This is a genomic window from Devosia salina (assembly GCF_019504385.1).
Taxonomy (GTDB): Bacteria; Pseudomonadota; Alphaproteobacteria; order Rhizobiales; family Devosiaceae; genus Devosia; species Devosia salina.
The window spans coordinates 1,437,822-1,451,209 of record NZ_CP080590.1 but is presented as its reverse complement, the minus strand read 5'-3'; the positions used below and the strand labels follow the sequence as shown (position 1 = coordinate 1,451,209).

General features: G+C 63.5%; 10 protein-coding genes. 4 read left to right on the top strand and 6 right to left on the bottom strand.

From position 1 onward, the window contains the following. Window positions 1-9 precede the first annotated feature (9 nt). Window positions 10-1,200, bottom strand: coding sequence for a deoxyguanosinetriphosphate triphosphohydrolase (locus K1X15_RS06910; protein ID WP_220306755.1), 1,191 nt, complete (start codon window positions 1,198-1,200; stop codon window positions 10-12). Window positions 1,201-1,287: 87 nt separating this feature from the next. Here K1X15_RS06910 and K1X15_RS06905 point away from each other — a divergent pair, with 87 nt between their 5' ends. The 3 genes from K1X15_RS06905 to xth are packed head-to-tail and all read left to right on the top strand — an operon-like array spanning window position 1,288 to window position 3,595. After that, a complete protein-coding gene (locus K1X15_RS06905; RefSeq protein ID WP_220306754.1) occupies window positions 1,288-1,638 on the top strand; it encodes a HesB/IscA family protein in 351 nt (116 codons plus the stop codon). A 57-nt stretch (window positions 1,639-1,695) separates the two neighbouring features. Next, window positions 1,696-2,799 carry a serine hydrolase domain-containing protein gene (locus tag K1X15_RS06900; protein WP_220306753.1) on the top strand — a complete coding sequence of 368 codons (1,104 nt, stop codon included), beginning with the start codon at window positions 1,696-1,698 and terminating at the stop codon, window positions 2,797-2,799. A 16-nt stretch (window positions 2,800-2,815) separates the two neighbouring features. Then, window positions 2,816-3,595, top strand: coding sequence for an exodeoxyribonuclease III (gene xth, locus K1X15_RS06895; RefSeq protein WP_220307461.1), 780 nt, complete (start codon window positions 2,816-2,818; stop codon window positions 3,593-3,595). Window positions 3,596-3,703: 108 nt separating this feature from the next. On the opposite strand, the gene K1X15_RS06890 is transcribed toward xth, so the two are convergent. Beyond that, window positions 3,704-4,456: a tetratricopeptide repeat protein gene (locus K1X15_RS06890; protein ID WP_220306752.1), complete on the bottom strand. Its 753-nt coding sequence runs from the start codon at window positions 4,454-4,456 to the stop codon at window positions 3,704-3,706. 673 nt (window positions 4,457-5,129) lie between these two features. Between K1X15_RS06890 and K1X15_RS06885 the strand changes: the two genes are divergently transcribed. After that, entirely contained in the window at window positions 5,130-6,974 is a 1,845-nt protein-coding gene (locus K1X15_RS06885; protein ID WP_220306751.1) for an ABC transporter ATP-binding protein, read from the top strand. A gap of 34 nt (window positions 6,975-7,008) precedes the next feature. Here the strand turns inward: K1X15_RS06885 and K1X15_RS06880 are convergent, their stop codons facing one another. The 4 genes from K1X15_RS06880 to K1X15_RS06865 form a co-directional block, all read right to left on the bottom strand. Continuing rightward, the gene (locus K1X15_RS06880; protein ID WP_220306750.1) at window positions 7,009-7,980 is read right to left on the bottom strand and encodes a CorA family divalent cation transporter; all 972 of its coding nucleotides are present in this window, start codon (window positions 7,978-7,980) and stop codon (window positions 7,009-7,011) included. 41 nt (window positions 7,981-8,021) lie between these two features. Then, entirely contained in the window at window positions 8,022-10,775 is a 2,754-nt protein-coding gene (locus K1X15_RS06875; RefSeq protein ID WP_220306749.1) for a valine--tRNA ligase, read from the bottom strand. Between the two features lie 211 nt (window positions 10,776-10,986). Further along, window positions 10,987-11,727 (bottom strand): DUF2497 domain-containing protein, encoded by a 741-nt coding sequence (locus tag K1X15_RS21410; RefSeq protein ID WP_220306748.1) that lies wholly within the window; start codon window positions 11,725-11,727, stop codon window positions 10,987-10,989. Between the two features lie 188 nt (window positions 11,728-11,915). Continuing rightward, a complete protein-coding gene (locus tag K1X15_RS06865; RefSeq protein WP_220306747.1) occupies window positions 11,916-13,283 on the bottom strand; it encodes a TolC family outer membrane protein in 1,368 nt (455 codons plus the stop codon). Window positions 13,284-13,388: the final 105 nt, after the last annotated feature.

The window sequence follows — 13,388 nt, the reverse complement described above, 5'->3', positions numbered from 1 at the left end:
CCGGTTCGGTTAACGGAAATCCGGTCGAGCGTCAAACAGGCGCTGGTGTTCGTCCAGGGCATAGGGGTCAGTCATGCCGGCGATGAAATCGGCCACGATGCGAGCGCGCGCCGCACCGTGTACCGCCCTGCCCGCCTCGCCCCAGCGACCGGGCATGTCCGCGCTCTCCATATAGAGCGCGAAGAGGCGCTCAACCACGGCCTCGCTCTCGCGCACCGGCACCATGACGGCCTCGTGGCGATAGACACGGCTGAACAGGAAGGCCTTGAGGCCCTTTTCATTTCTGGCCATGACCGGCGAAAAGGTAACGAGCGCCTTACCGGCCAGGCGCACATCCTCGGCGGAAGCGACCCCGGCCGCTGCAATATTGGCGGCGCTGGTGGTGATGACGTCCTCGACGGCGCGGGTAATCATGCGGCGCTGCACTTCATGGGTCTGCCGCTTGGGTGCGACCTGCGGGTAAAGGTCCAGGACTTCGGCGACGATCGGCCCCGCCAAGGGCACGTCGAGAAAATCGGCCAGGGATACCAGCCCGGCGCGCAAGGCATCGTCGATATCATGGGCATTGTAGGCGATGTCGTCGGCGACGGCAGCGACCTGTGCCTCCAGGCTTGCATGTGTATCAAGACGCAGATCGCCAGGCGTCAGGATGGCGTCGAGACCGGCCGGCAGTCCCTCCTCCAGGTAGCGACCTACGGGCGTGCCGGCTGCGTCAACCAGCGGACCATTGTGCTTGAGGATGCCTTCAAGGGTCTCCCAGGTCAGGTTCAGTCCGTCGTGCTCGGCATACCGGTTCTCCAGGAGGGTGACGACGCGCAGGGCCTGCAGATTGTGATCGAAACCTCCAAAGGGCGCCATGGCACGGTGCAAGGCCCGTTCGCCGGCATGGCCAAAGGGCGTGTGGCCCAGGTCGTGGCTCAGGGCGACGGCTTCGGCCAGGTCCTCATCCAGGCGCAGCGCGCGGGCAATGGACCGGGCGATCTGGCTGACCTCAAGGGTGTGCGTCAGTCGATTGCGGAAGTGCCGGCCCTCGTGCGCCAGAAAGACCTGTGTCTTGTGCTGCAGGCGCCGAAAGGCGGTGGAATGGATGATGCGGTCGCGGTCGCGCTGAAATTCGGAGCGCGTCGGGCTGGCGCCGGTACCGTAGAGCCGGCCGCGCGACTGGTCCGACTTGCTGGCATAGGGGGCGGTGTCAGGCATGAGGTGTCGTCCGGGCCTTTGCAATGACGCTCGGAGCGCCTATCTTAGCGTCAGCGTTATGACATTACGATCGATCCAGGGCATACCATGACCGCCGCGCTCGCTGACACTCCTGCCGTAACCCTTTCGGACCGTGCCGCCAAGCGCGTGTCGCGCATCCTCTCCAAGGAGGCGCCGGGCACGGTGCTGCGCATTTCGGTGGCGGGCGGCGGCTGTTCGGGGTTCCAATACGAATACAATCTCGTGCAGGAAAGCCCGAATGACGACGATCTGGTGCTGCAGAAGGGCGACGCGACGGTGCTGATCGATTCGCTTAGCCTCGAATTCATGGGTGGGGCGGAGATCGACTTCGTCGACGACCTGATTGGCCAATCCTTCCAGATCAAGAACCCCAATGCCGTCGCATCTTGCGGCTGCGGGACCAGTTTCGCGGTCTAGCGCCGCAATCCTGCGGTCTTGAACCGCATTCTTTCAGATATTCACCAGGGGGGATGAATGGGCGCGCAAGTCGACGCGGTCATGGATGGGGCCATTGCCGCGCGAAAGATCGTCGGCGCAGAGCTGATTGTCTATCACCATGGACAGATCACACTTCGGCGCACTGCCGGTCATTTCGACCGCGAGGCCGGCGTGCCGATGGCGGAGAACGCCATTTATCGTCTTGCTTCGGTGACAAAGCCAATCGTGGCGGCGACGGCGCTGGCGATGATCGACAAGGGCCTGCTGCGCCTGGACGACCCGGTGTCGCGCCACCTGCCCTATTTCACTCCGGCACTTGATGACGGCAAGCCGGCGCCGATCAGTATCCATCATCTGCTGACCCATACGGCTGGTCTCGCCTATGGCTATCCTGACGATCCGGAGATTTCGACGGGATTGGCGCCCTCGGACAAGGGGTTCGAGGAGAATTTCTCGCGCGTTGCCAAGCAGAAGCTGCTCTTTGCGCCGGGAACCGCCTGGAGCTATTCGGTGGCCATCGATGTGCTGGGGGCAGCCCTCGCGGCCATTCACGGCGGCAGTCTGGAATCGGCAGTGCGGACGCATGTCACAGGGCCACTGGGGCTGGCGGAGACCGGTTTTTTCGTTGCCGACATGGCGCGCCTGGCAAAACCCTATGCGGATGGAACGCCACCAGTGCCAATGGCGGACCCGCATGCCGTGCCCAATGACCGGGGCGAACTGGTGACGTTCTCGCCCTCGCGCATCTTCAGCGACAAGGCCTTCCAGTCCGGCGGTGCCGGCATGGCGGGCACGCCAAGCGATATTGCGCGGTTCCTTGAGGCCATGCGCACCGGCGGGGGTGGCGCCGTGAAGCCCGAAACCCTGGACCTGGCCTTTTCCAACCGCATCGGGTCAGTGCATCGGGACGATGCGGGGCAGCGCTTCGGCTATCTCGGCGCTATTGTCGATGATCCGGTGGCCGCCAATTCCCCCGCCGCCAAGGGCACGATCAATTGGGGTGGCGTGTATGGTCATTCCTGGCTTGTCGACCGGGCCAATGCACTTACGATAGTGTCGATGAGCAATACTGCGCTCGAAGGGTGCACGGGACAATATCCCAAGGACCTGATCCGGGCCGTTTACGCCGACCTGTTCTGAGGAGAGTACGATGACGCTGCGCATTGCCACCTGGAACATCAACGGCATCAAGGCCCGGCTGGAGCTGGTGTTGCGCTGGCTGGAGGAAGAAAAGCCCGACATTGTGGGCCTGCAGGAGATCAAGACGGTCGACGAGGGCTTTCCGCGAGCCGAGATCGAAGCGCTTGGCTACAATGTGGAGACCCATGGGCAGAAGAGCTGGAACGGGGTTGCCCTGCTCTCCAAGCGCCCCTTCGACGAGGTGCATCGCGGCCTGCCCGGCAATACCGAGGATGAGCAGGCCCGGTTGATCGAGGGCGTGTTCTCGGTGGAAGGCGGCATTGTCCGGGTCTGCAACATCTACCTGCCCAATGGGAACCCGGTGGACACGGAAAAATTCCCCTACAAGCTGGCCTGGATGGACCGGCTGAACGCCTTTGTCGAAGAGCGACTGGCGCTGGAGGAACCCTTCATCCTGATGGGTGACTTCAACCTGATCCCGGCGCCGATCGACGCCCATGATCCCCAAGCATGGTGGGGCGATGCGCTTTACCGGCCGGAGAGCCTCGAGAAGTTCCGCATCCTCAAGAACCTGGGCATGACCGATGCGCTGCGCGCCATCACCGCGGAGCAGACATTCACCTTCTGGGACTTCCAGGCGGGGGCATGGCGGCGCAATGCGGGCATTCGCATCGACCACCTGATGCTCTCGCCGCAAGCGGCCGACCGGTTGGACGATGTGGTGGTGCACAAGGATGTGCGCGGCTGGGACAAGCCCAGCGACCATGTGCCCGTGGAAGGCGCGTTCAGCTTCTAGAGCCATTCCCGTTCTGTTTGACTCAGAACGGGAGCTCTATCTCTCTGTTTTGTCACGCTTTCGAACCGCAAAAGTGGTGTCCACTTTTGCTGAAAGCGCTCCATGGGTTCAGAACTCTACGCTGACCACGGCGCCGGAATTGGCCATTTCAGTCGCCGCCGCGCGCGTTTCGGGCGTGGCCACGGACAAGGCCCGGTTGAGCAGCTCGTCGGCTGCGGCCAGATCGCCGGTGCCCAGGCAGGTAACATGAGCGAAATTGAGCCACATCAGCCCCTCGGCCTGGCGCGGCTCATAGCCTTCCATGCCGTTGAACAGCAGGTCACCCAGATGCGCCTGTGCCAGGCAATGGCCCTTATGGGCAGCCGATTGCAGCCAGCGCGCCGACAGCATGGGGCTGACGCCAAGGCCATCTTCCTGCTGGTAGAGCATGCCGATGCGATATTGCGCCTCGGCGTCGCCGAAATAGGTCGCCGCGTGCATCAGCATGCGGTGATATTCAGCGGGATTCTGGCTTACCCCGGCCTCGGGGACGCCCATGCGGAAATAGTCACCGAGCTTGACGAAGGAACTGGCGACGATATCGGCCTCAAGGCCCCGGGGAGCGGTATCGGCATGCTGGTTGGCGATCTGGGCGAAATAGCCGAAGGCCTTGACGGGGTCCTTGTCGACCCCCTCGCCGTTCTCATACATCGTCCCGAGTTGCCAGAGCGCCAGCGGCCGCCCAGCGGCTGCGTCGCTTTCCAGCGCCGAAAGATAGGTGTCGCTCGAGACAATGGACCCGGTGCCGTCAAGCGTCCTGGCAAAATCGAGGGCAGCGTCGGCGGCCGTCTGCGCATGGGCAGACGTGGTCGTGGCCAGCATGGCCAGCACTAGTCCTGACATAGCGCAGGCAAGGGAAACTCCCCTGGAATTGCGCATGATACTCCTTTCGCCCATGAGTCCATGGGCGGATGTGCGTGGCGCCTGCCTCGGAGAGGATGGCGCCGCTGCGGCCGGATGGCCGCGACCTGGCGAAGATGATATTGCCCGGATGACGCGGCCGGACAAAGCGATGTCTGAAGATTTCGTAAACGCGCTTTGTGACAGCATTCAGCCAAACCCATCACAACGACGTGCTGTGAGACGTTCCCGGGCGGGACCGCTTTCGGATCGATTGGTCATCACCATCAGCAAAAGAGCGCTCACAGTCACCGTTTCCGGCGGAACCTTCCGCCAAGTCAATTTGCAGTCACGGGGAGAACACGAGCGCCGGTCAAAGCGCGCCAGCATCCGCCCCCGAATGCCATGCAACCTGCTTTAGGGTCAGATTGTGGCGGGAAACATCGCCAAACCGTTGACGGGGCCGAGGCGTCTCGTGAATCGATGCCGTTGTTGCGGAATCGTCACATTGCGCGAGGCCTGCGCCGGTTCGCATTGCCTTGCGGCCCGGTCGGCAGCATAGTTGCCCCGCTCAACAACCCTGTCCGGGAGACCGAGATGAAAGCCGTTCTGTCCTTCGAAAACCAATTGCACCTGCAACAGGACAGAACAGTTCATGTCTCTTCGCACGTCTTCCCGGGCCCGACGCCCCGAACGCCCTAGCCTTTTCTCACATCTCTTCTTTGCCGCTGCGGCACGCGATGCCGCACCGCACGCCCTCGGGCGCCTGCGGGCGCGCCGTTTCGTCTCGTACTACCGTCCCCACCTGCCGCTGCTTTCGGCCGTACTTGTGTGTGCGGTGTTCGTGGCGGCGACGGCCATCGCGCTGCCCCTGCTCGCCAATCACATTGTCGGCCGGCTGGCCGATCTGCGCACCGAGCCCGATGCGCTGAGCCAATTGCTGTGGCTCGGCGCCATCATGGTCGGGATTTTCCTGGTCCAGGCGCTGGCAACCTATTTCGTCGACTATCACGGCCACGCCATGGGCGCCCGGATCGAGGCCCAGGTGCGCCGGGAACTGTTCGAGCACTGCCAGAGGCTCAGCTTCGGCTTCTACGACCAGCAACGGACCGGACAATTGATGAGCCGGATCAGCAATGATTCCCTGTGGCTGGGCGAATTGTTCCATCACGGGCCCGAGGACCTTGCGATCAGCATCCTCAAGTTCGGCGGGGCAATGGCGGTGCTGGCCTATATCGATCCTGTCATTGCCCTTGCGGTTGCAAGTCTGGTCCCGTTCGCCTGTGGTTACGCGTTGTATTTCAACAAACGCATGAGCGTGGCGCTGCGGACCACCAAGGAGCGGATCGCCGGGATCAATGAGCGCGTCGAGGATGCGCTGGGCGGCATCCGGGTGGTGCAGTCCTTTGCCAATGAAGGCGACGAACTGCGCCGTTTCGATCGCGAGAACCAGCGCTTCCTGGACAGTCGCAAGGCCGGGTACCGCAGCGAGGCGCTGCTGTGGAGCGGCATGGAGGGCTTCGGCCAGCTCGTGACCATCGTGGTCATCGTGGGCGGCGCCATCCGCATCCTGGGTGGGGAACTGACGCCGGCGGACATGCTGACCCTGCTGCTCTGCGTGGGGGTTCTGCTGGACCCCATCAAGCGCTTCGACAATTTCATCCGGCTCTGGCAGGAGGGCCATACCGGCTTTGTCAGGGCCATGGAACTGCTCGAGGAACCGGTCGAGATCGCCGATGGCCCCAAAGCGATGGCGCTGGGTGCCGTCAAGGGCGCGATCCGCTTTGACAATGTCAGCTTTGCCTACGAAGCCGATGGGGCAAAGGTGCTGGACAGGGTTTCCCTCGAGATCGCGCCGGGAGAATTCGTGGCCCTGGTGGGACCGTCCGGGGTCGGCAAGAGTACGCTCTGCAGCCTCATTCCGCGCTTCTATGACGTGCTGGGCGGCAGTGTGTGCATCGACGGACAGGATGTCCGCTCGGTGACCCTGAAGTCGCTGCGGCGCCATGTGGGCGTCGTGCAGCAGGATGTCTACCTGTTCAGCGGCACTGTGCGGGACAATCTGCTCTATGGCCGACCCGATGCGTCGGAAGACGAGGTGATCGCTGCGGCAAAGGCCGCCAATGCGCATGACTTCATCACGGCCCTGCCCCATGGGTATGACACCGATATCGGCCAGCGTGGCGTCAAGCTCTCTGGCGGGCAGAAGCAGCGGTTGACCATTGCCCGAGCGTTCCTCAAGAACCCGCCGATTCTGATCTTCGACGAAGCGACCAGCGCGCTCGATAATGAAAGCGAGCGGGCCATCCAACAGGCGCTTGTGGGGTTGGCGGAGGGGCGCACCACGCTGGTGATCGCGCACCGGCTCTCGACCGTACGCCATGCGGACCGCATCCTGGTCATGACCCGGGGCGGCATTGTCGAGGAAGGCACGCATGACGCGCTGATGGCAAGGAACGGCGTCTATGCCGGGCTGCACTCCGTGCAGGCGCGCATCTAGGCTGTGACTTGCGCCCGAGGTCGGCGCGGTTGGCTCAGAGCCAGCGCCGGCGCCGCATCAGCCAGAGGGCGCCCAAACCGAGGGCAAGCACAACGCCGCAAACAACCCAGAAGGCGGCCGGGTGGTCGGCAAAGGGAATGCCGGTGACGTTCATGCCGAGCAGTCCCGTCAGCAGTGTGAGTGGTGAGAAGATCACCGTGACCGCCGCCAGCACCAGCATGGCGCGGTTCATCTGCTCGGCGCGATCATCGATGATCTCTTCGTGAACCAGCACAGCGCGCTCGGACAGCGCCTGCAACTCGTCGCCGATCCGGGCGGTGCGCAGGGCGGCATCGCGCAGGCGGAGGCGATCGCGGTCGGAGAAGAAGGACAGGTCCTCGATTTCCAGCGTGGAGAGCGCGTCGCGCTGCGGCCAGACCAGACGACGGAAGCCGATCAGTGTGCGTCGAAGCTGTTCGAGATTATCCTGCGCCTTCTCGGTGCGGTGAGTGATCAAGGTTTCCTCGACCTCGTCCAGCCGGTCACCGAGCATTTCGATCAGCGGCTCCAGCCGATCGGTGGCGCGCAAGGCAAGCCGGGCGATGAGGTCGGCCGGTGTCAGCGGAGCGTGTTCGGCCTGCTCCCACTTCGCAAGTCCGAGAAAGTCGAGAATGTTCAACTCGGAGGCAACGATGACGCGCTGTTTCTCGATCCAGATGGTCAGGAACTGCCGACCCACATCGTGCGGCGCCGCCCCGGGCCGCACCACGCGCAAGACGACCAGCGCGCGGTCGTCCATCACGGTGCAGCGGCTGCGCGAGGTTGGCGCCATGATCAGGCCGGAGTTGAACTCTCCCAGTTCACCCTTCAGCCAGAGCTTGAATTCGGGGCCCCTGGAATTGCCGACAATCAGCTTGAAGCCGGTGGGCGCAACCTCAGGCAAGGGATCGCCCGGCTCGTGCCGCGTCATGCCGCCCTTGCCGTCGAAGACCAGCACGGCGCCGCCCCCGACCAGACCGTTGTGCACTGCACGCTCGTTCGGGGTCCCCGGCATGGCTGCGGCCTCGATCAGCTCAGGCGTTTCAGGGCTTCGAGAATGCGTGTCCGGCGCTCCACGGCGGCATCGCGGCGCGACTTCTGTTCCTCGATGACCTCTTCTGGCGCCTTGGAAACGAACTGCTCGTTGCCCAGCTTCTTGTCGACCTGCGCGACCTCGCCGTCGAGTTTTGCGACTTCCTTTTCAAGCCGGGCCTTTTCGGCCGCGATATCGATCACGCCAGCGAGCGGGAGGGCAAAGGTCGCATCGCCCACGACGAACTGCGCGGATTCCCCCGGCACTTCATTTCGTGGCGAAATCTCCTCGAGGCGTGCGAGGCGCGAAATCAGCGAGGTGCCGGCCACAAGCCGGGCAAGCGTCTGCTCCCCTGCCCCGGTGACCACGAGCTGCAATTTGGCGCTCGCCGGCACGTTCATCTCGGCGCGCACCGAACGGACATTGGAAATGACGTCGATCAGCCAGGCCAATTCTGCATCGGCGTCGGCATCGCCGAGGTCCGACAGGTCCGGCCATTCGGTGGTGATCAGCATGCCATCCCGGGCTGGGCCGAACTTGCCGGTCTCGGCCCAGAGCTCTTCGGTGACGAAGGGCATCATCGGATGCAGCATGATCAGGATCTGATCGAGGGCCCAGGCGGCGGTGGCGCGGGTTTCGGCCTTGGCAGCCTCGTCCTCGCCCATGAAGACCGGCTTGGCGAATTCCACATACCAGTCGCAGAACGTGCCCCAGACGAAATCATAGGCACTGTTGGCGGCTTCGTTGAATTTATAGTCCTCGATGCCGGTGCGCACGGACTGGAGGGCGCGGGCGGTGGCGCCGACAATCCAGCGGTTGAGTGCCAGCGTGTTGGCCTTGGGATCGTAGCCGGCGACGCGGCGGCATTCGTTCATTTCGAGGAAGCGCGCGGCGTTCCAGAGCTTGGTGACGAAGTTGCGGTAGCCTTCGACGCGCGAAATGGCGAGTTTCAGATCGCGTCCCTGCGCGGCCATGGCGGCCAGGGTGAAGCGGGTGGCATCAGCACCGTATTCATCGACGAGCTTCAGGGGATCGATCACGTTCCCCTTGGTCTTGCTCATCTTCTGGCCCTTTTCGTCGCGGACCAGGGCGTGCATGTAGACCGTGTGGAACGGTTCCTTGTCGAGGAATTCGAGGCCCATCATCATCATGCGGGCGACCCAGAAGAAGATGATGTCGAAGCCGGTGACGAGGACATCGGTCGGGTAATAGCGCTTTAGCTCGGGGGTCTCATCGGGCCAGCCAAGCGTCGAGAACGGCCAGAGGGCGGAGGAGAACCAGGTGTCGAGCACGTCCGGATCGCGGGTAAGCTCGACCGGCTTGCCATAGTGCTTTTCGGCGAGGGCCTTGGCCTCGGCTTCGTCATAGGCGACGAAGGCCTCATTGTCCGGGCCATACCAGGCCGGGATCTGGTGACCCCACCAGAGCTGGCGCGAAATGCACCAGGGCTTGATGTTTTCGAGCCAGGCAAAATAGGTGTTTTCGTATTGCTGCGGCACGAATTTGGTGCGGCCTTCGCGCACCGAGGCCAGCGCCGGCTGGGCCAGCACATCGGCCTTGACCCACCACTGGTCGGTCAGGAAGGGCTCGATGACGACAAGCTTACTCTTCTCGTCATGCGGGACCATGATCTTCTTGTCTTCGATATGGTCGAGGCCGCGGGTGGGGTTTTCCTCAGCCATTGCGGTGAGATCGGCGACGATGGCCTTGCGGGCCTCGAAGCGATCCATGCCGCGATATCTGGCGGGAATGAAATCGGCGTCGATGATCGCGCCGCGCGTGGTGAAGACATTGATCGGCTCCACGCCGGCACGGGCGCCCACTTCAAAGTCGTTGAAATCATGTGCCGGGGTGATCTTCACGGCACCGGTGCCCAGGGTCGGGTCGGCATATTCGTCGGCCACGATGGGGATGCGGCGACCGACCAGCGGCAGTTCGACGAACTTGCCGATCAACCCCTGATAACGCTCATCGTCCGGATGGACTGCCACGGCGACGTCGCCGAGCATGGTTTCAGGACGGGTGGTGGCGACAATGATGTAGTCGCGCGTTTCGTGGCCGGTGACGTTGCCGTCCTCATCCACGATCGGAAGCTGATAGGTTACGCCATCGGCCAGCGGATAGCGCAGGTGCCACATGTGGCCCTTGACCTCAATGTTCTCCACTTCGAGGTCGGAAATGGCGGTTTCGAGACCCGGATGCCAATTCACGAGGCGCTTGGCGCGATAGATGAGACCACGCTTGTGTAGTTCGACAAAGACCTTGGTGACGGCACGCACCATCTGGTCGTCCGGCTGGCCACGATCGCCCATGGTGAAGCGCTCGCGGGAAAAGTCCGCAGAGGCGCCGAGGCGCTTCAGTTGATTCATGATGGTGCCGCCGCTTTCGGCCTTCCATTCCCAGACGCGGTCGATAAAGGCGTCGCGGCCCATGGTGCGGCGGTCGAGCTGCCTTTCGGCCAGCTGGCGCTCGACGATCATCTGGGTGGCAATGCCGGCGTGGTCGGTGCCGGGCTGCCAGAGCACGTCCTTCTTCAGCATGCGATTGAACCGCACCAGGATGTCCTGGATGGTGTTGTTGAGCGCGTGGCCGATATGCAGCGAGCCCGTGACGTTGGGCGGCGGGATGACGATGGTGAAGGTTTCGGCACCGGGTTTTGCCCCTGCCCCAGCCGCAAAGGCCTTTGCGTCGAGCCAGGCATCGTAGATGCGGCTTTCCACGGCGGCGGGTTCATAAGTCTTTTCAAGCATCACGTCACTCGCGAACAGCAGCGACCCGCCAGGATAGACCGTGGCGGGCCGGAAAGAGGTTGGCAGACTTCAATCAAATGCGGGGTGCGGGGTCAACAGCCCATGATATCGCGGACACGGTGAGCCGCCATTCGAGCGTAGCTCTCATGGCCTTCTTGCCCGGCACGGCTCCACCGGAGCCATGCCTTCGCTCCGCGAACCGTCAGCGAAGTCATTCGCCGCGCGAGACGCGGGCGATTTCCTTTTCGACCATGCGCTCGACGACCGATGGCAGGTTCTCGTCCAGCCATTCCTTGAGCATGGGGCGCAGCATGTCGCGCATCATGGCCTCAATGGTCAGGCTCGGATTGCCGATGCCCAGGGCGGAAAGCTTGCCGATCGAGCCACGGACGGCAGCGCGCGTGGCCGGCTCAAGCAGCTGATCGGCCATGTCCGATGTCAGGGTCGGGTCGGGCAGTGGCGCGGACCGGGCCATTGTGGGTTCCGGTTCCGGCTCGGGTTCGGGCGCCGCCATGAAGACGGGCTCGGGCTCGGGTTCCGGTTCAGGCGCCTTTGGAGCGACGCCTTCGCGCGCCGGGGCCGGATCGAAGCTTGGGAGATCATCGTCGACATCGAAAGTCACGTCTTCGGCCTCGACGAGGCCAGGAGCATCGGCTTCGGGACCCTCGGTATCGGCAAGGATCGAGTCGAAGCTGAAGCCCTCTGCGTCAGCCCCTTCCTCGACGATCTGCGAAGGCGAGAGCGCCAGCGGCTCGATATCATCGAGCATGTCGCTGAGATCGCGGTCGTCCTGTTCCCCCAGCGGGCGGGCCGGCGCTGCCTGCATCGGCGGCGGGGCGGACTGGGCAGAGGGCCGGCGCGGCGCCCCGGCAGCATCATCATCGGCGATGATCTGTCGAATGGACGACAAGATCTCGTCCATGGAGGGTTCTTTGGGTGCCGGCTTGTTCATCAGTGCCTCTTACTCATGCGCCCGAGGGGAAAAGGCATCCGCAGCCACCTCTTCCTGATTCGTAAGCATCAGCTTAGACGCTGGGGCCCGGATTAGGAATCATCCCAAGGGCCGAACTTGTGGTCTTCCACGAAAAGTTGTGGCCGGGACGAGCCCGGCCACAAGATTTTGCGTCAGAGAATGGGGCGTCACTCGGCGACGGTGCGCAATTCCTGCCAGACATCCTCGACAGCCTGCGTATAGGGGACTGCCGTCTTGATCTCGACCTGGAGACCCAAATCCTGTGCGGTCAGGCGCCCCATGGCGCTGAGCAGGGAGAAGGTCGCGATGGTCTTGTTGTTGGACGCATTGATCAGCGCTTCGCGGGCGCTGGTCAGATCGGCCTGGGCGTTGAGCACGTCGAGCGTGGTTGCCGTGCCCAGATCGCGCTCCTGGATGACGCCATCGAGAACCGTGTTGCTGGACGACACGGCCGCCTGGGCAGCGGTGATCTGCGCATTGGCGCTCTGGATGCCGGTCCAGGCGGAAATCACGGATTCACGGATCTGGTCGTAGGCGGACATGGCGTCCACCTCGGACTTGATCTGGTTGAGATTGGCCTGGCGAACGCTCGAGCCCATGCGGCCGCCGGAATAGATGGGAATGCTGATCTGGAAGCCGAGCGAGGCCGACAGACCGTCGCGCGCGCCGCCCGACGGGCCGGTCCAGGACGAGCCCACCTGACCCGAGACACTGGCCGTGGCACCATAATAGCCGGCCTGGGCGGCATCGCTGCCGGCCTGTGCGGCACGAATGGAGGCCTTGGCAAGCAGGATAGCCGGGTGACCGATTTCCGCTTCCGCAATGGCCGCATCGATCGAGCGCGGCAGCAGATTGGCGTAGGCGTGGCTGGTGGACAGCCCCTGCGGGCGCTGCCCCACCAGGCGCTGGAAGGTGGCCTCGGCAGACTGGAGGCTGCCAAGGGCGGCCTGCTGGGCGGCCTGGCCCTGGGCAAGGCGCGCCTGGGCCTGGGCAACGTCGATACGCGTGCCCTCGCCGACATCGAGCCGGTCCTGCGAGGACTGCAGCTGCGCCTGGAAGAAGCTGATATTGTCCTGCCGCAAGGACAGGAGTTCGCGGCCGCTCAACACCGCCATATAGGCCTGGACGACCTGCAGCAGCACGTTCTGCTCGGTGTTGCGGATCTGGTATTCGGCAACTTCGGCGGCAGCGCGGGCGGCCTCGACCTGCGCTGCGGTGCGATTGTTGTCGTAGATGGTCTGGTTGTAGGATAGCCCCGTGGTCAGCGAGGTGCTGGACGTCCAGTTGCCGCCCACAAGGCTACTGCCCTGGCTGCCGTTGATCGAGGCGCCGATGGTGGGAAGCATGCCCGACTTGGCCTGAACGATGTTCTCGGCCGTGGCCTTGGCGTTCAGCAGCGCGGACTGCAGGTCCGGCGCGTGTTCATATGCCGAAGTGAGCGCCTGCGTTATCGACTGGGCGTGGGCCGCGCCTGCGGACGAACATGCCACCAGAATGGCAAGTGAGCTCGCCCTAACAACTGCACGAAAATTCATAGACCAGCCTCCAGACCCCGGCATTCTAGTGCCCGGCAGATGGTGTACACAACCGCCACAGGCAATCCCAAACCAATTCTAAACCCATCGCCAGAGTTCGGCGTG

What these genes read in the sequence shown, in the direction of transcription:
- K1X15_RS06910 (WP_220306755.1), bottom strand. Translation starts at nt 1,200, where the DNA reads ATGCCTGACACCGCCCCCTATGCCAGCAAGTCGGACCAGTCGCGCGGC.
- K1X15_RS06905 (WP_220306754.1), top strand. Translation starts at nt 1,288, where the DNA reads ATGACCGCCGCGCTCGCTGACACTCCTGCCGTAACCCTTTCGGACCGT.
- K1X15_RS06900 (WP_220306753.1), top strand. Translation starts at nt 1,696, where the DNA reads ATGGGCGCGCAAGTCGACGCGGTCATGGATGGGGCCATTGCCGCGCGA.
- K1X15_RS06890 (WP_220306752.1), bottom strand. Translation starts at nt 4,456, where the DNA reads ATGCTGGCCACGACCACGTCTGCCCATGCGCAGACGGCCGCCGACGCT.
- K1X15_RS06885 (WP_220306751.1), top strand. Translation starts at nt 5,130, where the DNA reads ATGTCTCTTCGCACGTCTTCCCGGGCCCGACGCCCCGAACGCCCTAGC.
- K1X15_RS06875 (WP_220306749.1), bottom strand. Translation starts at nt 10,775, where the DNA reads ATGCTTGAAAAGACTTATGAACCCGCCGCCGTGGAAAGCCGCATCTAC.
- K1X15_RS21410 (WP_220306748.1), bottom strand. Translation starts at nt 11,727, where the DNA reads ATGAACAAGCCGGCACCCAAAGAACCCTCCATGGACGAGATCTTGTCG.
- K1X15_RS06865 (WP_220306747.1), bottom strand. Translation starts at nt 13,283, where the DNA reads ATGAATTTTCGTGCAGTTGTTAGGGCGAGCTCACTTGCCATTCTGGTG.